The organism is Nocardia wallacei (assembly GCF_014466955.1).
GTDB lineage: Bacteria > Actinomycetota > Actinomycetes > Mycobacteriales > Mycobacteriaceae > Nocardia > Nocardia wallacei.
In genome coordinates this window covers 4,128,386-4,149,300 of the sequence record NZ_AP023396.1, presented here as the reverse complement: position 1 = coordinate 4,149,300, position 20,915 = coordinate 4,128,386, and the positions used below count along the sequence as shown (strand labels likewise).

Annotated in this window: 9 protein-coding genes; 8 read left to right on the top strand and 1 reads right to left on the bottom strand. The window is 72.1% G+C overall.

The features are described from left to right. Positions 1-21: 21 nt before the first annotated feature. The 4 genes from NWFMUON74_RS18250 to NWFMUON74_RS18235 are packed head-to-tail and all read left to right on the top strand — an operon-like array spanning position 22 to position 16,472. A complete protein-coding gene (locus NWFMUON74_RS18250; RefSeq protein WP_187683087.1) occupies positions 22-5,217 on the top strand; it encodes a type I polyketide synthase in 5,196 nt (1,731 codons plus the stop codon). A 2-nt stretch (positions 5,218-5,219) separates the two neighbouring features. Continuing rightward, complete coding sequence (locus NWFMUON74_RS18245; RefSeq protein ID WP_187683086.1) at positions 5,220-10,541, top strand: type I polyketide synthase; 5,322 nt, start codon at positions 5,220-5,222, stop codon at positions 10,539-10,541. Between the two features lie 18 nt (positions 10,542-10,559). Continuing rightward, a complete protein-coding gene (locus NWFMUON74_RS18240; RefSeq protein WP_187683085.1) occupies positions 10,560-15,776 on the top strand; it encodes a type I polyketide synthase in 5,217 nt (1,738 codons plus the stop codon). A gap of 18 nt (positions 15,777-15,794) precedes the next feature. Continuing rightward, positions 15,795-16,472 carry a class I SAM-dependent methyltransferase gene (locus NWFMUON74_RS18235; RefSeq protein WP_187683084.1) on the top strand — a complete coding sequence of 226 codons (678 nt, stop codon included), beginning with the start codon at positions 15,795-15,797 and terminating at the stop codon, positions 16,470-16,472. A 47-nt stretch (positions 16,473-16,519) separates the two neighbouring features. On the opposite strand, the gene NWFMUON74_RS18230 is transcribed toward NWFMUON74_RS18235, so the two are convergent. Continuing rightward, a complete protein-coding gene (locus NWFMUON74_RS18230; protein WP_425300391.1) occupies positions 16,520-17,113 on the bottom strand; it encodes a VOC family protein in 594 nt (197 codons plus the stop codon). A 157-nt stretch (positions 17,114-17,270) separates the two neighbouring features. On the opposite strand from NWFMUON74_RS18230, the gene NWFMUON74_RS18225 reads away from it, so the two are divergent. The 4 genes from NWFMUON74_RS18225 (at position 17,271) to NWFMUON74_RS18210 (ending at position 20,891) form a co-directional block, all read left to right on the top strand. Then, complete coding sequence (locus NWFMUON74_RS18225; RefSeq protein ID WP_187683082.1) at positions 17,271-18,155, top strand: alpha/beta fold hydrolase; 885 nt, start codon at positions 17,271-17,273, stop codon at positions 18,153-18,155. 62 nt (positions 18,156-18,217) lie between these two features. Beyond that, on the top strand, positions 18,218-18,478 hold the full coding sequence (locus NWFMUON74_RS18220) for an acyl carrier protein (protein WP_187683081.1): 261 nt from the start codon (positions 18,218-18,220) through the stop codon (positions 18,476-18,478). Then, positions 18,478-20,022, top strand: coding sequence for an FAD-dependent monooxygenase (locus NWFMUON74_RS18215; RefSeq protein WP_197986862.1), 1,545 nt, complete (start codon positions 18,478-18,480; stop codon positions 20,020-20,022). The genes NWFMUON74_RS18220 and NWFMUON74_RS18215 overlap by 1 nt, the downstream gene beginning before the upstream one ends. Further along, positions 20,019-20,891, top strand: coding sequence for a TIGR03621 family F420-dependent LLM class oxidoreductase (locus NWFMUON74_RS18210; RefSeq protein WP_187683079.1), 873 nt, complete (start codon positions 20,019-20,021; stop codon positions 20,889-20,891). The genes NWFMUON74_RS18215 and NWFMUON74_RS18210 overlap by 4 nt, the downstream gene beginning before the upstream one ends. Positions 20,892-20,915: the final 24 nt, after the last annotated feature.

Below are 20,915 nucleotides of genomic sequence, written 5' to 3'. Positions count from 1 at the left end.
CGTCGAAAGAGAGGATCCGACGTGACGACCGACAACGACAAGTACGTCCGATACCTGAAACGCACCGCGGTCGAATTGCGCCAGCTGCGAGAGCGTAACCGCGAACTCGAGAATGCCTGGTGTGAGCCGTTGGCGGTGGTGGGTGTGGGTTGTCGTTTTCCGGGTGGTGTGGTGTCGGGGGAGGGTTTGTGGGGTGTGGTGTCGGGTGGGTGTGATGTGGTGGGTGGTTTTCCGGTGGATCGGGGGTGGGGTGAGGTGTTTGATCCGGTGCCGGGTGTGGTGGGTCGGTCGTATGTGGGGTGTGGGGGTTTTGTGGCGGGGGTGGGTGGGTTTGATGCGGGGTTTTTCGGTGTGTCGCCGCGGGAGGCGGTGGGGTTGGATCCGCAGCAGCGGTTGGTGTTGGAGGTGGGGTGGGAGGCGTTGGAGGTGGGGGGTTTTGATCCGTGGGGTTTGCGGGGTGGTGGTGTGGGTGTGTTTGCGGGGGTGATGTATCACGATTATGGGTTGGTGGGTCAGGCGGGGTCGTTGGTGTCGGGTCGGTTGGCGTATGTGTTGGGGTTGCGGGGTCCGGCGGTGTCGGTGGATACGGCGTGTTCGTCGTCGTTGGTGGCGTTGCATGCGGCGGGGTTGTCGTTGCGGGCGGGGGAGTGTGGGTTGGCGTTGGTGGTGGGGGTGACGGTGTTGGCGACGCCGGAGGTGTTCGTGGAGTTTTCGCGGCAGCGGGGGTTGGCTCCGGACGGACGCTGCAAATCCTATTCCGCGTCCGCGGACGGCACGGTCTGGTCCGAAGGCGTCGGAGTACTTGTCGTGGAAAAGCTTTCGGACGCCCTCCGGAACGACCACGAGATATTCGCGGTGGTGAAAGGATCCGCCGTGAACCAGGACGGCGCGTCCAACGGATTGACCGCTCCCAACGGCCCGGCGCAACAACAGGTAATTCGCGCGGCTCTCGCGAACGCGGGCCTTTCCGTGACCGATATAGACGTCGTGGAGGGACACGGCACGGGCACCACACTCGGCGACCCGATCGAGGCCGACGCCATTCTCGCCACGTACGGACAGCGGGATTTCTCGGGTGAGCCGCTCTGGCTCGGTTCGGTGAAATCGAATATGGGCCACACACAGGCGGCCGCGGGTGTGGCCGGTGTGATCAAGATGATTCATGCGATGCGGCACGGGGTGTTGCCGAAGACGTTGCATGTGGATGCGCCGACGCCGCATGTGGATTGGTCGTCGGGGCATGTGCGGTTGCTGACCGAGCAGCGGCCGTGGCCGGATCTGGGGCGTCCGCGCCGGGCGGCGGTGTCGTCGTTCGGGATCTCCGGCACCAACGCCCACGTCATTCTCGAACAGCCACCGCGCCCGGAACGCCCGGCGCGCCCCGAGCGCCCGCCCATCGTGGCGTGGTCGCTGTCCGCCCGCACCCGGAATGCCCTGTCCGCGCAGGCCGCCCGGCTACGCGAGCACCTCGGCGACAATCCCGCCCTCGACGCCGCCGACGTCGCCGCGGCACTGGCCCGGCGCACGGCGTTCGAGCATCGCGCGGTGATCACCGGTGACAGCACGGCCGAACTGCTCGACGGCCTGGCCGATCTCGACGCGCACGCCGCTACCGGCACCGCCGGGAAGACGGCGTTCGTGTTCACCGGCCAGGGCTCGCAGCGCCTCGGGATGGGACGGCAACTCCATGCGGCCCACCCGGTGTTCGCCGCGGCCTGGGACGAGGTCGAGGAAGCGCTCGGCCTGAGGGTCCGCGACATCGCGTGGGGTGAGCGGCCCGACGATCTCACTCGCACCCTGCACGCTCAAACGGCGTTGTTCGCGCTGCACGTGGCCACCTTCCGGCTGCTCGAATCATGGCGCGTGGTACCGGAATTCGTGATCGGACATTCCCTCGGTGAGATCGCCGCCGCCCACGTCGCCGGGGTGCTGACGCTGGCCGACGCCGCCACCGTCGTCACGGCCCGCGCCCGGCTCATGGAATCGCTGCCGCCCGGCGGGTCCATGCTCGCCGTCCACGCCGCCGAGCAGGACGTGGCGCCGTTGCTGACCGAGGAGGTGGAGATCGCCGCGGTCAACGGCCCCGCCGCGACCGTCGTCGCGGGACCGGACGACGCGCTCGGCGGAGTCGAAAAGCGCGCGGCCACAGCCGGTTACCGCACCCGGGCGCTCACCGTGTCGCACGCCTTCCACTCCGCCGCCATGACCCCGGTGCTCGGCGAGCTGCGCACCGCGCTGGCCGGTGTCACCCCCGCCCCCGCGCGTATCCCCCTGGCCGCCAACCTGACCGGCGACCTCGCCGACGGCGACTACGGCACCGCCGACTACTGGGTACGCCACGTCCGCGACACCGTCCGATTCGCCCGCGGCATCGCGACCCTCGCCGACCGGCGGGTCACCCGCTACCTCGAGATCGGCCCGCCCAGCGGCCTGATCGGCCACATCACCGAGACCGCGCCCGCCGCCACCACGATCGCCCTGCTGCGGCGGGACCGGCCCGAGCCCCGATCGGTACAGGAGGCGCTCGGCGCGCTGCACACCTCGGGACACACCGTCGACTGGACCGCCCTCTACCCCCGCAGACCCCACGGCGTGGCACTGCCGACCTATCCCTTCGAACACCGCACCTACTGGCAGGCCCGCCCCACGACCGGGGACGCCACCGGGCACGGGCAGCGCCCGATCGACCACTCGCTGCTGTCGGCGGCCCTCGACGAACCGGGATCCGGGGAGGTCCGGCTGACCGGACGGATCTCCCTCGCCACCCACCCGTGGCTGGCCGACCACGCGATTCTCGGGCAAGCGCTGCTGCCGGGCACCGCCTTCGTGGAACTGGCCCTGCGCGCTGCGGACGAGGTGGGCTGCGCCACCATCCGGGAACTGACCCTGCACGCCCCGCTGCCGATCCCGCCCGATGCCGCCGTGCGGCTGCACGTGCTCGTGCGCGACATCGTCGCGGGCGAACGATCGCTGCGGATCTCCGCGCGGCGCGACGACGCGGACGACTGGACGACGCACGCCGAAGGAACCTTGACCGTCACCGCACCGGCTGTCCCACAGCCCGATTCGGCGCCGTGGCCGCCACCCGGCGCCGCGCCGGTCGAGCTCGGCGGCGCCTACGACGCCCTGGCCGGGCTCGGCTACGACTACGGCCCGGCCTTCCGCGGTGTCCGCGCGGCCTGGCGGCGCGGGGAGCGCTCCTTCGCCGAGGTGGCGCTGCCCGACGCGGCGGCCACCGGCGCGAGCGCCCATCTCGTCCACCCGGCACTGCTCGACGCCGCCACGCATCCGTCACTGCTCGAAGGCGGCGACCTGGTGCTGCCCTTCGTCTGGACGGGCGTGACCCTGCACGCCGCGCACGCGAGCGAACTGCGCGCCACGGGCGTCCGCCAGGGCCCCGGCCGGATGTCGCTGCGGGCGGTGGACCCGTCCGGCAATCCGGTGCTGACGGTCGAATCCCTCACGGGGCGACCGGTCGCAGCGGACCAGCTGAACGCCTCGGCCCGAGTGCGGGGCGCGCTGTTCACCACGGTCTGGCAGCCCGTCCCGGCAGCCGAGGCCACCGGCCACCACCTGAGCGAATGGCCCGCCACGGACGGCGATGTCGTCACGGTCCAGTTCGCTTCCGGCGGTACGGAGCCGTTGCGCGGTATGCGAGATCGGCTCGCCGAGGCCCTCGACGTCGTGCGGCGGTGGTCCGCCGACCCTGGTGCGCCCCGCCTGCTGGTGGTCACCCGCGGCGCGGTCGCGCGGCCCGGCGAGGACATCCACGATCTCGCCGCCGCGCCGGTGTGGGGCCTGGTGCGATCGGCCCAGGCCGAACATCCGGGCCGGATCATGCTGGCGGACACCGACGATACCGTCGACCCCGCCCGGCTCGCGGCCACCGGCGAACCGGAGCTGATCGCGCGCGACGGCCAGATGTGGGCGCCGCGGCTGTCGGTGCTGCCGGGCACCGAAAACACCGCCGCGCGGCCACTTCCGGCCGAGCCGCTCCGCGCGGGCACCGTGCTGATCACCGGCGGCACCGGGGTTCTGGGCGCGCTCGCCGCCCGCCACCTGGTCGAGGCCCACGGCGCGCGCAGCCTCGTGCTGGTCGGCCGCCGCGGCGAATCCGCCCCGGGCGCCGGAGAATTGGCCGCCGAGCTGACCGGCATGGGCGCCCGCGTCCGCATCGTCTCCTGCGACGTCGCGGACCGGGACGCGCTCGGCCGAGTCCTGGCCGACATTCCCGGCGACCGCCCGCTCACCGGAATCATCCACGCCGCAGGTGTTTTCGACACCGGCATCGTCGCGGGGCTCACCGCCGACCGGCTGGACACCACGCTGCGCTCGAAGGCCGACGGGGCCTGGCATCTGCACGAACTGACCCGCGACCGCGACCTGGCGCTGTTCGTGCTGTTCTCCTCCGTCGGCGGACTGATCCTCGCCGGTGGCCAGGGCGGCTATGCGGCGGCCAATGTCTTCCTCGACGCACTCGCCGCGCACCGCCGTGCGCACGGGCTCGCCGCGACCTCGCTCGCGTGGGGTCCGTGGGCGGACGCCCGCATGGGCGCCGAGGTGAGCGAGCAGCAGGCCCGGCGCATCCGGCGGCAGGGCATCGCGCCGCTGCCGACGGCGGCCGGGCTGCGACTGCTCGACGCCGCACTGGCGGCCGACGCGCCGGTCGTCGTTCCCATGGCGGTCGACCGGGCCACCCTGCGGACGCGGACCGGCGAACTCCCGGCGCAGCTGCGCGGTCTCGCGTCCGCCCCGCCCCGCGCGGTCGCCGCCGCGCCGGACCGGGAAGCGGCCCTGCGCGAGCGACTCCGGCCGCTCACCACCGCGCGGCGACGGCACGAGTTGCGGGAACTGGTGCGCGGCGTCGTCGCCGCGGTGCTGTCCTACCGCTCGAGCGCTGAGGTACCGGTGCAGTCGACCTTCCAGGATCTGGGATTCGACTCGCTCAGCGCCATGGAGTTCCGCGAACGCATCCGGTCCGAGACCGGGCTGCCGCTGCCGGTCACGCTCGTCTTCGACCACCCCACGCCCGAGCAACTGGCCGATCACCTCGTCACCGAACTCGGCCTCGGGCACCCGGAGACCGGCGACAGCGGGACCGCGGCCGATGTGCCGCTCGAAACCGATTCCGGGACCACGGAGTTCGACAGCATGGACGCCGGAGCGCTGGTCCGCCACGTCCTCTCCGGGCCGCGCCGAACGACTGGTGGTGAGTGACGGTGACCACCGACGAGGAACTGCTCGCCGCGCTGCGCGTCGCGGTCAAGGACAACCACGCGCTACAGCGCGAGAACGACGAATTGCGTTCCCGGCCCGCGGAACCGATCGCGATCCTCGGCATGGGGTGCCGCTTCCCGGGCGGCGTCCGCACGCCGGAACAGCTGTGGGAGATGGTCGCCGCGGGGCAGGACGTGATCGGTGAGTTTCCGGCGGACCGCGGCTGGGATCCGGCGCTGTTCGATCCCGAGCCGGGCCGGGCCGGGCGCACCTCCACCCGATACGGCGGCTTCCTGGCCGACGTCGCGCAGTTCGACGCGGGCTTCTTCGGTATCGGCCCCCGCGAGGCGCGGATCATGGACCCGCAGCAGCGGCAGGTACTCGAGGTGTCGTGGGAGGCGGTCGAACGGTCGGGCCTGGATCCGAAGGCGTTGCGCGGCAGTGACACCGGCGTGTTCATCGGCTCGTTCTCCTGGGACTACCTGCCGCGCATGAGCGAAGCGCCGGCCGAGATCGCCGACTATCTGCTGACCACCAACGGCGGTTCGGTGCTGCCGGGCCGGGTGTCCTACACGCTCGGCCTGACCGGTCCGGCGATCGCGGTGGACACGGCGTGCTCCTCCTCGCTGGTGGCACTGCACGTCGCGGCCCAGTCGCTGCGCGCCGGGGAATGCGCGCTGGCCCTCGCGGGCGGCGTCACCGTGATGTCGACTCCCGGTATGCTGCTGGGCTTCTCGCGCCAGCAAGGGCTGGCGCCCGACGGCCGGTGCAAATCCTTCGGCGCGGGCGCCGACGGCGTGGGCCTGTCCGAAGGCGTCGGCATCCTGGTACTCGAGCGGTTGCGCGACGCCCGCCGCCACGGCCACGACGTGCTGGCGGTGCTGCGCGGCTCGGCGGTCAACCAGGACGGCGCGAGCAACGGCTTGACCGCACCCAACGGTCCCGCGCAGCAGCGCGTGATCCACGCGGCGCTGGCCGCCGCCCGCCTGACCGCGGCCGATATCGACGTCGTCGAGGCGCACGGCACCGGGACCACGCTCGGCGACCCGATCGAGGCGCACGCTGTTCTCGCCACCTACGGGCGGGACCGCCCGGCGGACCGGCCGGTATGGCTGGGGTCGATCAAATCGAACATGGGACACACCCAGGCGGCCGCGGGCGTGGCGGGCGTGATGAAAATGGTCCTGGCCATGCGGCACGCCACCCTCCCGCCGACCCTGCACGCCGACCCGCCCTCACCGCACATCGACTGGTCGGCGGGCGCGGTGGCATTGCCGACCCGGGCCCAGCGATGGGACGGCGGGGACCGGCCGCGCCGCGCGGCCGTGTCCTCCTTCGGGCTGTCCGGCACCAACGCACACGTCGTGCTCGAACAGGCGCCGGACGCGGCGGCCGAAACTCCGGCGCGGCCGGTGGCGGCCCTGCCCCGGATCCCGTGGATGCTCACGGGCCGGACCGAGGGGGCGTTGCTCGGCCAGGCCCGGCGGCTGGCCGAATACCTCGACGTCCGAACCGAACTCGCCCCCGCCGACGTCGGCGCGGCGCTGGCCCGGCGCTCGGCGTTCGAGCACCGCGCGGTTCTGCTCGGCACGGGGCGAACGGAGTTGCGCGCGGCCGCCACGGCGCTGTCGGCCGGTGAGCGAACGGCGAATGTGATAGCGGGACAGGTGGTTCCGGGCACGACCGCCTTCGTGTTCGCCGGGCAGGGCTCGCAGCGGCTCGGCATGGGACGCGAACTGTACGAGAGGTCACCGGTTTTCGCCGCGGCATGGGACGAGGTGGTCGCGGCGCTGCGGCGCGACGCCGACATCGCACTGGCCGAGGTGGTCTGGGGTACCGACCGGGAACAGCTGGACCGGACCGGATATGTGCAGGCCGGATTGTTCGCGATGGCGGTCGCGCTGTACCGGCTGCTCGAATCCTGGGGCCTGACGCCGGATTTCGTCATGGGGCATTCCGTCGGTGAGATCGCCGCGGCGCATGTCGCCGGTGTGCTGTCGCTCGATGACGCGGTGACCCTGGTCGCCGCGCGGGGCCGGCTCATGCAGGCGCTGCCCTCGCGCGGCGCCATGGTCGCGGTGCGGGCGGCCGCGGCCGAGATCACGGCGCAGCTGGTGGACGGCGTGGAGATCGCCGCGATCAACGGCCCCGACGCGGTGGTGATCTCGGGCGACTCCGGACCGGTCGGCGACCTCGCCGCGCGGTTCGCCGCCCGCGGCCGCAAGACCTCGCGCCTGCGGGTGTCGCACGCCTTCCACTCGGCGCTGATGGAACCCATGCTCGACGAGTTCGCCCACGCGATCGCCGGGATCGCCACGGCCGCACCGCGTATACCGATCGTCTCCACCGTGACCGGCGAAGTGGGCGGTGCGGGCTACGGCACCGCCGCGTACTGGGTCCGGCACGTCCGCGAGACGGTACGATTCGACACCGCGCTGCGAGCCCTCTCGGCCGCCGGCGTCACCCGGTTCGTCGAGGTCGGACCCGACGGTGGTCTGTCGGCGCTGATCGCCGAGGCGGTCGACGCGGCGGCCGTCGTGCCCGTGCTGCGCGCCGGGCGGCCGGAGACCGACACCGTCGTCGAGGGTGTCGCCCGCGCCTTCGTGGCGGGCGCCGAGGTGCGCTGGTCGCGCTACTTCTCCGGGGCGTCGTCCGGTCCGATCGACCTGCCCACCTACGCGTTCCAGCACCGGCGCTACTGGTGGTCGGCCGCCGGTGCGGCCGGGCCGGGTATGCGGCCGATCGAGCACCCGATGCTGTCGGCGGCGCTGGACGATCCCGGGAGCGGCGCGGTGATCTACACCGGCCGGATCTCCCCGGCGGCTCAGCCCTGGCTGGCCGACCACCGGGTGTTCGGCACGGCCGTGCTGCCCGGAACGGCCCTGGTGGACTTGGCGATTCGCACGGGTGACGACGTGGGATACGCGACGTTGCGGGAACTCACGCTGGAAGCCCCGGTCCGGGTGCCCGACGAAGGGCTGGAGATCCGGGTCGTGGCCGAGGCGGAGACTACCGACGGGCGCGTGGTGACAATCTATTCCGGTGGCGCGGGCGGGCGCGGGGAATGGACGCCGCACGCCCGCGGGTTGCTCGGCAGGGAACCGGGCGCGGCGGACGGCGAATTCGCGCAGTGGCCGCCCGTCGCCGCCGAACCGATCGACGCCGACGACCTGTACCGGGACCTGTCCGCTCGCGGTTACGCCTACGGCGCGTCGTTCCGCGGCGTGACGGCCGCGTGGCGGCGGGGCGGCGAGTGGTTCGCCGAGGTCGCCCTGCCCGCCGCCGTCGCCGCCGAGCACGCGGCGTTCGGCCTGCACCCGGCGCTGCTGGACGCGGCGCTGCACGTCGGGCTCGCCGCGACCGCCGAGCCGCTCGTGCCCTTCGCGTGGAGCGGGGTCACCCTGCACGCCGCGGGAGCGGCGCGGCTGCGGGTCGCGCTGTCGGGCGACGCGTCGAACATGACCGTGCGGATCGCCGACGCGGCGGGCCGGCCGGTGCTCACGGCGCGCTCGGTGGCAGGCCGCCCGCCCGCCCTCGACCGCACCGAACCCGTTGCCGCGCACCAGGAGTCGGTCTACCGTCTGGAGTGGACGCGGCGGCCGCTGCCGCCGTCCGCGCACCTGTCGGTCGTGGAATGGACCGGCGCGGACGACGTGACCGCGGCCGCCGACGTGATCGTCGTCCGCTGCGTCGCCGCGGCCGAACCGGATCTCGCGGCAGCCGCCGACCGGACGGCCCGCCTGGTGCGCACGATGCAGCGCTGGCTGTCGACGCCCGGCCTCACCGACACCCGGCTGCTGGTGGTGACCCGCGGCGCGGTGGCGCTGCCGGGCGAGTCGATCGCCGACCTCGCCGGTGCCGCGGTATGGGGTCTGGCGCGCGCGGCGCGGGCGGAGAATCCCGACCGGATCGTCGTCGCCGACGTGGATACCGACGACATCGATCCGGCCGTACTGCTCGCGGCGGGCGAGCCGGAGCTGGCGGTGCGCGGCGGCGCGGCGTGGGCGCCGCGGCTCGCCCGCGCGCGACTATCGGACTCCGGCCCCGGGGCGATCCCGGGCACGGTGGTGATCACCGGCGGCACCGGCGGTCTCGGCGCGACCGTCGCGCGCCACCTGGTGCGTGCGTCCCGCGCCCGGAACCTGTTGCTGCTCAGCCGAAGTGGCCCCTCGGCCGACGGTGCGGCGGAGCTGGCCGCCGAGCTGGCCGCCGCCGGAGCGACCGTGCGCATCGAGTCGTGCGATGTCGCCGACCGCGAATCGCTGCGCAAGGCGCTCGCCACCGTGCCGGCCGATGCGCCGCTGTCGGGTGTGGTGCACGCCGCGGGCGTGCTCGACGACGCGGTGGTGCAGTCGCTGGACGCCGAGCGGATCGCGAAGGTGTTCGCCCCCAAGGCGGTCGGGGCCTGGCATCTGCACGAACTCACCGCCGACCTCGACCTGTCGCTGTTCGTCCTGTTCTCCTCGGTGTCGGGTGTGCTGGGCGGGCCGGGCCAGGGCAACTACGCCGCCGCCAACGCCGTTCTCGACGCCCTCGCCGAATACCGCCGCGCACGCGGCCTTCCCGCCACCTCCATCGCCTGGGGGCCGTGGGCGGGCGACGGGATGGCCGGGCGACTGGCCGGGACCGACCGGCGGCGGATGGCTCGGGCGGGCCTGCTGGAAATGCCCGCCGCGCAGGCGCTGTCGATTCTCGACGGCGTGCTGGAGTCCGACCTGGCGGTCGCGGTCGCCGCCCGGCTGGACGAGGCGGCGCTCGAGCGTGGCGGTTTCGTGCCGCCGATCCTGGAACGGCTGGTGCGCAGGCCCGTCCGGCCCGTCGCCACCAGCGACCGCGCACCGCGCGCCGGCTTCGCCGGACTGACCGGAAAGCAACGATTGCGGGCCGTGCTCGATATCGTCACCGCCGAGGCCGCCACCGTGCTCGGCTATCCCGACGCGACCGACGTCGACCCGCACCGTCCGTTCCTGGACCTCGGATTCGACTCACTGAGCGCGGTCGAACTACGCAACCGCGTGCGCGCCGCGACGGGCCTGTCGCTGCCGGCCACGGTCGCCTTCGACCACCCGACACCCACCGCCATGGCCGAGTTCGTCACCGGCCTGCTCGGTGACACCGGCCCGGCCGGCGACGACGACCGGATCCGGGCGGCGATCGCCGCGATCCCGACCGAGACGCTGCGCGCGGCGGGACTACTCGATCGGCTGCTCGAACTGGCCGGGGACAGCCCGCCGCCCGAGCGGCACACCGCGTCGAGCATTCACGACATGAGCGAGGCCGAGTTGATCCGATTGGCGCTCGGCACCGCCGAATTGGAGCAGTAGCCGGAAATGAGGGACACCATGGCGAACTCGGACCGCAGACTCGTCGAGGCGCTGCGCAAATCGCTGCTCGAGGTCGAGCAATTGCGTGCCGCCAACCAGGAATTGCGCGACGCCTGGTGTGAGCCGTTGGCGGTGGTGGGTGTGGGTTGTCGTTTTCCGGGTGGTGTGGTGTCGGGGGAGGGTTTGTGGGGTGTGGTGTCGGGTGGGTGTGATGTGGTGGGTGGTTTTCCGGTGGATCGGGGGTGGGGTGAGGTGTTTGATCCGGTGCCGGGTGTGGTGGGTCGGTCGTATGTGGGGTGTGGGGGTTTTGTGGCGGGGGTGGGTGGGTTTGATGCGGGGTTTTTCGGTGTGTCGCCGCGGGAGGCGGTGGGGTTGGATCCGCAGCAGCGGTTGGTGTTGGAGGTGGGGTGGGAGGCGTTGGAGGTGGGGGGTTTTGATCCGTGGGGTTTGCGGGGTGGTGGTGTGGGTGTGTTTGCGGGGGTGATGTATCACGATTATGGGTTGGTGGGTCAGGCGGGGTCGTTGGTGTCGGGTCGGTTGGCGTATGTGTTGGGGTTGCGGGGTCCGGCGGTGTCGGTGGATACGGCGTGTTCGTCGTCGTTGGTGGCGTTGCATGCGGCGGGGTTGTCGTTGCGGGCGGGGGAGTGTGGGTTGGCGTTGGTGGTGGGGGTGACGGTGTTGGCGACGCCGGAGGTGTTCGTGGAGTTTTCGCGGCAGCGGGGGTTGGCTCCGGACGGACGCTGCAAATCGTTCGCCGCCGCGGCCGACGGCGTGGGCTGGGGTGAGGGCGTGGGTGTGCTGGTGGTGGAGAAATTGTCGGACGCGCTGCGCAACGATCGCGAGATTTTCGCGGTGGTGAAGGGTTCGGCGGTGAATCAGGACGGGGCGTCGAATGGTTTGACGGCTCCGAACGGTCCGGCGCAGCAACGGGTCATCCGTGCGGCATTGGCGAACGCGGGTTTGTCGGTGAGCGATATCGACGTCCTGGAGGCGCACGGTACCGGCACGAAACTCGGCGACCCCATCGAGGCGCAGGCGGTGCTGGCGACCTACGGTCAGCGCGACCGCGACGGCGAACCGCTGTGGCTGGGATCGGTGAAATCCAATATCGGGCATACGCAGGCGGCCGCGGGTATGGCGGGTGTGATCAAGATGATTCATGCGATGCGGCACGGGGTGTTGCCGAAGACGTTGCATGTGGATGCGCCGACGCCGCATGTGGATTGGTCGTCGGGGCATGTGCGGTTGCTGACCGAGCAGCGGCCGTGGCCGGATCTGGGGCGTCCGCGCCGGGCGGCGGTGTCGTCGTTCGGGATCTCCGGCACCAACGCCCACGTCATCCTCGAACAGCCACCCACGCCGCCCGACCAGCCGCGTTTCGTCCCGCCCCGCCGCCGAATCGTCGACACGCAGAGCGGCGCGCCCGCGGAACAACCTGTGCCGCAGGTGATTCCGTGGGTCGTCTCGGCGCGCTCGCGGGCGGCCCTGTCGGCCCAGTGCGAACGACTGCGTGAGTTCGTCACCGAGCGTCCGGAGCTGGAGGTGGCCGACGTGGGCGTGTCCCTGGCCCGGCGGACCGTATTCGAGTATCGGACGGTGGTGTGCGGAACCGACCGCGAGTCGCTGCTGACCGGATTGCGGACGGCCGGGACGGAGACACCGGCGGCATCCTCGGTGCGCACCGCGTTCCTGTTCCCCGGCCAAGGGGCGCAGTGGCCGGGAATGGGCCGCGAACTGTACGAGCGGTATCCGGTCTTCGCCGCCGCGTGGGACGCGATCGCCGAGCAGTTCGGGGTCGGGCTGCGAGAGACGGTGTGGGGCAACGAATCCGCGGCGCTGGCGCGGACGGAGAATGCTCAGGTCGGCCTGTTCGCGGTCGAAGTGGCATTGTTCCGGCTGCTCGAGTCGTGGGGCATGGTCCCCGACGCCGTGGCCGGGCATTCGGTCGGTGAGATCGCCGCGGCGCACGTCGCGGGTGTGCTGTCGCTCGCGGACGCCGTGCGGGTGGTGTCGGCGCGGGCCGCGCTGATGCGGTCGCTGCCCGATGACGGGGCGATGATCGCGGTGCGGGCGGACGCGGACGACGTGCGGGCGCGGTTGTGCCCCGGAGTGGAGATCGCCGCGGTGAACGGCCCGCGGTCGGTCGTGATCTCGGGCCGCGCGGAGGCGGTCGAACAGGTCGCGGCGGACTTCGCCGCGCGGGGCCGCCGGACCAAGCGGCTCACCGTGTCCCACGCCTTCCACTCCCCGCTCATCGATCCCGTGCTCGCCGATCTCGCCGCTGACCTCCGCGGCATCGCGACCGCCACGCCGGACATCCCGGTCGTCTCGAACCTCACCGGCGAGTTCGCGGCCGCGGACTACGGCTCGGCGGACTACTGGGTGCGGCACGCCCGGCAGCCGGTCCGCTTCGCCGACGGCATCGCCGCCCTGCGCGAGCACGGCATCTCGCAGTTCGTCGAGGTCGGCCCCGGGAGCGGGCTGACGGCCGCCATCGGTGAGATCGCCACCGACGCGGTGGTCGTCTCGACCATGCGCAAGGATCGCGGCGAGCAGGAAGCGTTACTCGACGGCGTAGCGGGGAGCTTCGTCCACGGCCGCCACGTCGAGTGGCAGGCGCTGTTCCGCGACACGGGCGCACGACGAGTCGCCTTGCCCACCTACGCATTCCAACACGAGCACTACTGGATCGCCGCCCGGCGCAGCGCGGCCCCGGACGTCCCGGCATCGCCCGCCCCGCAGCCCGCCGCAGTGGTCGAGCCGCGAACTCGCACCGCACCGGAAACCACCGGCACACACGAGGAAGCGCTGTATCACGTGCGCTGGCTGCCCGTGGAGTCACAGCGACTCGGCGACGCGGACGAAGCCGAGGAGGCGGGCGAACACACCGGAACTCATACCGAATGGGACCGGCTGCGGCCCGGCGGCCCGGTGTCCGATCCGGTCGTCCTGCGGGTGGGCGGCACGGCGGACGACGGTCCGGCGGGCATGCGCGAGACCACCGGCCGGGTGCTGACCGCACTGCGGGCCTGGCTCACCGATGACCGATACGCGCACTCCCGCCTGCTGGTCCTGACGCGCGGCGCGGCCGACGTGGCCGGAAAGGACGTGACCGACCTCGCGGCCGCGCCCGTGTGGGGCCTCGTCCGCGCCGCCCAGGCGGAACATCCCGGCCGCATCCTGCTCGCCGACACCGACGACTCCGCCGATCCCGCCGTCCTCGCCACCCTGGACGAGCCCGAACTCGCCATCCGCGACGGGCAACTCCTCGCCCCGCGCTTGACCCGACTCCCGCGCGGTGACTCCGGATCCGTCCTCGACGCCACCGGCACCGTGCTCGTGATCGGCGGGACCACCGGATACGGCGCCCAGATCGCGCAGCACCTGGTCGCGGCGCACGGCGCGCGGCGGCTCGTCCTCACCACCCGCGAGCCGGTTCCCGAGGGAGTCGCCCGGCCGCTGCTGGGCACGCTCGCGGACGCGGGCGCCGCGGCTCGCATCGCGGTGTGCGACCCCGCGGACCGACATGCGCTGCGGGACTTGCTCGCTGGGCTCGCCGACGCCGACACACCGCTCGGCATCGTCTACACGGCGCCCGCACCGCCGCTGGGGCTGGTCCGCACCCTGACCGCCGCTCAGCTCGAGGCCGCATTGCGCGACCGCGCGGCCGGGGCCTGGCACCTGCACGAACTCACCGCGGACCGGGACCTGTCGTTCCTGCTGCTGCTGTCGGCGGCGACCGGCTCGGTGCTACCGGCCGCACAGGCGTGCGACGCGGCGGGCACCGCCTTCCTCGCCGCGCTGGCATCCCACCGCAACGGGCAGGGCCTGCCCGCCACGGCGCTGGCGTGGGGTCCGTGGGCCGAACTGGGCGCCGGCGCCCTGACCACCGAACTCCAGCTCGAACGCCTGCGGCGGCAAGGTGTTTCGCGGCTCGGCAGGGACGAGGCACTGAACCTGTTCGATCGTGCCGTCCGGTGCGGGGAACCGGCACTGCACGCGGTGCGAATCGACGCCGCGATCCTGGCCGACCGCACCGACTACCGCCCCGCACTGCTGCGGCAGCTGGTAGCCGACGCCGCGCGCGCGAGATCGGAACCGACGCGAGACGCCGCCCACACCCGGCCCGACGGGCAGCGGGACATCGCCGGTGACGTCCGGGCCGTGGTCGCCGCCGCGCTCGGGCACCGGGACCCCGGCGCGGTCGAACCGGACCGCCCCTTCCTCGAACTCGGGGTGGAATCGCTGAGCGTCATGGATATCCAGGCGGGCCTGCGCCGGGCGACCGGAATACGACTGTCCCCCAGGGAAATCCTGGATTCCGGCTCGGTCACCGGGCTCGCGCGCCTGGTCGCGTCGCGTTCGGCGCGACCGGATGCGGCGGACACCGAGGCCGGTGATCCAGCGTCAACGGATCTCGGTGTCGCCGAACTCTTCCGGGCCGCTGTCCGAGCTCGCGCCGTGGACCGGGGACTGGCATTGATCAGTGCGGCGGCCGACCTGCGCCCGACGTTCGACACCGCGGGTCCGCCGCCCGCATCGCTCGCGCTGTCCCGAGGCCCGGCCGAGCCACTGCTGGTGTGCGTCAGCGCGCCGATCATCACCGGCGGTATCCACCAATACGTGCGTATCGCGAAGCGATTCGAGGGCCGGATCCCCGTGAGCGGAGTGCCGCTGGCCGGGTTCGGCGCGGGCGAATCCCTGCCCGCCACACCCGCGGCCGCCGTCTCCTGGCTGTGCGACGCGGTGGAACAGGCGGCGGGTGGGCGGCCGATCGTGCTCGTCGGCTACTCCTCTGGCGGCGCCCTCGCGCACGCCGCCGCCGGGCGACTCGCCGCCCGGGGATCGGCCGAGCTGCGCGGCCTCGTCATGCTCGACAGCTTCCGGCCGGACGCGGCGGGCTGGGGCGCGCCGATGGAACCGTTGTTCGCGGGCATGCTCGACGGCGAGGACGGCACGGGCGACGGCGGTCTCGCGGTGCGACTCACCGCCATGGCGATGTGGGGCCGCCACCTGCGCGCGCTGCCACTGGACCCGCTGCCGCTGCCGGTGCTGTTCGTCCGCTGCACGCGGAACTACCGCCCGCCCGGCGGCGACCTCCCGGAGTTCCCGCTCGCCACCGGGTGGCAGCCCGAGCACACCGTGCGCGAGGTCGGCTACGACCATTTCACCCTGCTCACCGACGGCGCGGCCGACGTCGCCCGGCACATCACGAATTGGCTTGCGCCGCACTGACACAGATGGGACCTCGGCATGGGACTGTTCCGGGACATCACCTCCACCTACAGCGGCTTCGAATCGTGGTTCTACGACCGGACGGTGGCTGGCAGCGTGCTGGCCAGTCAGGCCGGACTCGTCGACAGCCTGCTCGCGGACGTCGCCATCGGCGGCTCGGTCCTCGACGTCGGCTGCGGCGGCGGCCATCTGGCGCTCGCCGTCGCCGAACGCGCCGACGACGTCTCGGTCGTGGGCGTGGACCTGTCGGCGGATCAGGTCGAACGGGCCACCCAGCGGGCTGCCGGACTCCGCGACCGCGTGACGTTCCGTGTGGCGTCCGCGACGGAGTTGCCGTTCGCCGACGACCGCTTCTCGACGGTGGTCAGCGTCGGCTCGATCAAGCACTGGCCCGACCGCGCCGCGGGCATGGCGGAACTGGTGCGGGTGCTGCGGCCGGGCGGGCGGCTCACGGTCCTCGAGATCGACCGCGGTTGCACCTTCGAGGCCGCACAGGGTTTCGTGGCGCGGATGAATGCGCCCAAGCTCGCGCGCGGGCCGCTGCTGTGGCATTTCCGGACCTATGTCGCGGGCCAGGGTCTGGAACTGGACGAGGCCCGCGCGATGGTGCGGGATCTGCCGCTGCAGGAGGTGAGCGTGTCACGCATCGCGCAGGATCCGACCCTGCTCGTGGTGGGGCGCAAGGCCCCGGCGTAAACCCGGCGAAGCGACCCTCCGCGCGCGGAGGGTCGTCGCCGCCGCGGCTACGAGGTCGCGGCCACGGGTGCGCGGTCGGCCGCGGTCTTGGGCTCGTGCACGACCTCGTCCTCGGTGAGTTCCCTGGTCCAGCAGGCGAATTCGAGTAGCACGCCGTCGGGGTCGCGGAAGTAGAACGAGCGGCAGTACACGCCGGGGTGCAGCTGCTCGGCCTCCTGGGTCTCGCTGTCGTCGTGATTGCGGATCGGTCCGACGCCGACCCCCTTGGCCTTCAGCCGCTCGTAGTACTCGTCGAACTTCTCCGGCGGCACATCGAAGGCGATGTGGTTGAGCGAGCTGATGGCGGCATTCCACTGCGGCACATCCGGCGCCTGGTCGCCCGGCGGGGGATTGAAGTTGCCGGGTCGCCCGTCGGTCCGGTTGGCCAGCCAGAAGATCGTCAGCGAGGCGCCGTTGCCGACGTCGAAGACGAACTGCTGGCCGCCGCCGGGCCGTTTGGGCAGGTCCACCGTCTTGATCAGGGGCATCCCCAGGATGTCGCGATAGAACTCGACGGTGCGCTTCATGTCGTCGCACAGCAGCGACACATGATTGAACCCGCCGAAGCTGAATTCATTGTTTGTCCGCCTGGTCATGACCACCTCCGGCTATTGTCTGACACCGAGGCCCATAGTAGCTTGAATTGTCGAGCATTGACGGCCGATCGACAGCCGGACGAAACCTGTTGCAGCACAGCGTTTGACGTGCGAGCCGTGATGTCCACGCTGGTGGCGGCCCCCGGGTTGGAGGGACATTTCCGTGAATGGTACGAGCCGATCCGGAACATTGCAGGTGCCCGGCGCGGGATTGTTCTACGAGGTCTCCGGCGCCGGGCCCCTGCTGCTCATCTCCGACAACGGCGGCGGGGAGTCGCGCCGCCGCGCGGACGCCATCGCCGAACTCGGCGAGGCGTTCACCGTGGTCACCTACGACCGCCGCGGCTTCCATCGCAGCCCGCTCACGGGTGCGCCGGGCGGGCTGGTCTCGCACGACACGCACGCCGAGGACGCGCAGCGGCTGCTCACCGCGCTCGGCGGCCGCCCGGCCCTCGTGTTCGGCGTCGGCCTCGGCGTGGTGACCGCGTTGCTGCTGGCCGCGCGGCATCCGCGACGGGTCGCCACCGTGGTCGCGCACACCCCGCACGCCCCCTTCCTGCTGCCCGAGCCCGAACGGGAGCGGCATGTCCGCGAATTCCTGGACCTCGCGCACACCTACCGGACGGCCGGGCTGGTCCAGACGATCGTGCGCACCGGGGAGTTCCTCGGCATCGATGTCGCCGACCAGCGCCGCGGCGCCCAGAGCGCCAAGCGGGGGCCGGGCGGCGGCCAGACGGCCAAGCTCAACCTGAAATCCCAGGTGATGTCGGCCGAGCGCACTCGCAACTTCGAATGGCTGTACGTCAACGAGATCCCGGCCGCCTGCGAGACCGAACTGGACCCCGCGGCGCTGGCCGCGTCCGGGGTGGAATTCGTTGCCGCCGTGGGCGAATCGACCCCGCCGCAGATGTTCGGCAGCCGCTGCGCGCACGCCCTGGCCGATGTCGTCGGCGGCGAGGTCTTCGTGTTCGACGGCGGCTACAACCCGCACATCACCCACCCGGTGGAGTTCGCCGGGCAGCTGCGCACATTGTTGAAACATTGCTGAAGAATGTTCTGACAATGCGTGCGAAGATTGGATATCGTCGAGACCGGACACAGGAGACAGCGATGACCGACACGACTTCCTACCAGGCCCACATGGACGAGCTGCGCGAGATCGTGTGCGATGTCCTCGAACTGGAACCCGACGAACTCACCGACGACAGCCTCTTCGTGGAGGACCACGAGGCCGATTCATTGCGCGCGATCGAGATCCTGGCTCGCCTGGAGAAGACCTACAAGGTGGAGATACCGCAGTCGGAGCTGGCGAAGATGGTCAACATGAAGGCCGTCTACGACGTGGTGGCCGAACACGCGGGATGGCGTTGATGCCGCGTGTGCTGATCGTCGGCGGCGGGCTGGCCGGTCTGTCGGCGGCGCTGTTCCTGAACTGGTACGGCGCGGAGGCGGTACTGGTGGAACGCCGCCGGGAGACCTCGACATTGCCCAAGGCGCGGCGGATCAATGTCCGCACCGTCGAGATCTTCCGTCAGATCGGCATAGCCGAGCGCGTCCTGGCGGCCTCCCGGACGATGACGTTCCGGGGCGGCGGGCAGCTCGCCTCGGCGGGCCCCTCGGTCGTGGCGGCGAAACCGCTCGACCTCCCGCGCCCGCCCGGCCCCGCCCCGGCGGGCGTGACACCCGTGCGGACGTGCCTGTGCGCGCAGGACCTGCTCGAGCCGGTGCTGCGCGAGATCGCGGCGGAGCGCGGCGTCGAGCTGCGCTTCGGGGTCGAATGCCGTGACTGGTCCGCCGACGCGGACGGCGTCACCGCCACCGTGCGGGCGGGCGACGGTGGCACCGAGACCCTCCGGGCCGACTACCTGATCGCCGCCGACGGCGCGCACAGCGAGATCCGGGAGCGGCTCGGCATCGCCCGCGGCGGCCGCGGCGCCATGGAGACGTTGGTCAACATCGAATTCCACGCCGACCTGTCCGCTCTGGTCGACGACCGCGAGAACCGCATTTTCCAGATCGACAACGAGCACATGGCCGGGGGACTGGCCGGTGCCGGTGGCGGGCGCTGGTTGTTCACCACCGCGGGGTATCACCGTCTCTCGCAACGGGAATGGGCCGAGGCGATGCGGGCCGTGATCGGCGTCCCCGACATCGCGGTGCGGGTGGATCGGGTCATGGAATGGACACCGGGAATGTTCGTCGCCGACCGATTCGGCGCGGGCCGGGTCTTCCTGGTGGGCGACGCGGCACACGTGATGCCGCCGTACGCCGCGCTGGGCGCGAACACCGGCATCCAGGCCGCGCACAACCTGGCGTGGAAGCTGGCCGACGTCCTGCGCGGCGCCGCCTCCCCGCGCCTGCTCGACACCTACCACGACGAACGACATCCGGTGGGCTGGTTCACCGCGGATCAGTCCAGCCTGCGCAGCGCCGCGGATCTGCGCCGCAAGTACGGCACCGCGCCCGACGGCACGGCGCTGGCCGATCCGACGGTGCTGATCCTCGGCGCCCAGTACCGATCGGCGGCGGTCATAGCCGACGGAAGTGTCGCGCCCACAGACCGTTTCGCGCTGTCCGGCCAGCCCGGCACCCGGCTCCCGCACCGGCCGCTGGACCACGACCGGTCGACACTCGACCTGATCGGCCCCGACTTCGCACTGCTCACCGGACCCGACGCGGCGCAGTGGAAACCGGCGGTCGACGCCGCCGCGCGGCCGGGCCTGCGGCTGCACAGCCTGGACGCGGCGTGGGCGGCGTCGGTCGGACTCGACGACACCGGTGCGCTGCTGGTCCGCCCGGACCAGGTGGTGGCGTGGCGCGCCCGGCGCGCCCCGGTCGACCCGGCCCGGGCCTTACGGGAATCGCTCGACCGCGTCCTGCTGCGGTCGGAAGTCGTTGCGGTGGAGGGCAGATGAGCGGCGCGGGCACACTCCGGTTCGGAGTCAACACGGTGTGGTCGGGCGACCGCACGGCGTTCGTGGAGGAAACGCGGCGAGCGGAGAAGCTCGGCTTCGACGTCATCGGCCTTGCCGACCATCTCGGATACCCCGCCCCGTTCCCGGCGCTGGTGCTGGCCGCCGAGGCGACCGAGCGCGTGCTGGTCAACACGTTCGTGCTGAACGCGGGCTTCTACAACCCGGTACTGCTGGCGCGAGAGGCGGCGACGGTGGACCGGCTCACCGGCGGCCGCCTCGAGCTGGGCCTCGGCGCGGGCTATGTCGAGGCCGAATACCGCGCCGCCGCGATACCTTTCGGCACCCCCGGCGACCGGGTCCGGCACCTCGAACGCACGGTCGCCGAGCTGAAGTCGCGCTTCGCCGACCCCGAGCACGCGCCCCGTCCGCACCAGCCGTGCCCGCGGCTGCTGATCGCGGGCGGCGGTGACCGGTTGCTGCGGCTGGCGGCCGAACACGCCGACGTGATCAGTTTCAGCGGCGCCGCCAAGGCGCGCGACGGCGGCCGGATCCCGGCCGGATCGGCGCAACTGGCCGAGCGCGTGTCCTTCGTCCGCGCGGCCGCGCGCGACCGCCTGGCCGAGGTAGAACTGAACCTGCTCGTGCAGCAGGCCGCCACCGACGCGGGCCCGCTGCTCGAGCGGCTGCGGCCGCGGATGCCCGGCATCACACGCGAAACCCTCGACGACTCACCGGTTTTCCTGCTCGGCACACCGCGCGACATCGCCGATCAGATCGCCGAACTCCACGAGCGGCTGGGCATCACCTACTTCACCACCTTCGGCCATTCCATGGAGCTGTTCGCCGAGGCCATGGAACTGCTGCGCTGACCGGACGACGGAAACACCAAGGGA

What these genes read in the sequence shown, in the direction of transcription:
- NWFMUON74_RS18215 (WP_197986862.1), top strand. Translation starts at nt 18,478, where the DNA reads ATGCCGCGTGTGCTGATCGTCGGCGGCGGGCTGGCCGGTCTGTCGGCG.
- NWFMUON74_RS18240 (WP_187683085.1), top strand. Translation starts at nt 10,560, where the DNA reads ATGGCGAACTCGGACCGCAGACTCGTCGAGGCGCTGCGCAAATCGCTG.
- NWFMUON74_RS18210 (WP_187683079.1), top strand. Translation starts at nt 20,019, where the DNA reads ATGAGCGGCGCGGGCACACTCCGGTTCGGAGTCAACACGGTGTGGTCG.
- NWFMUON74_RS18235 (WP_187683084.1), top strand. Translation starts at nt 15,795, where the DNA reads ATGGGACTGTTCCGGGACATCACCTCCACCTACAGCGGCTTCGAATCG.
- NWFMUON74_RS18220 (WP_187683081.1), top strand. Translation starts at nt 18,218, where the DNA reads ATGACCGACACGACTTCCTACCAGGCCCACATGGACGAGCTGCGCGAG.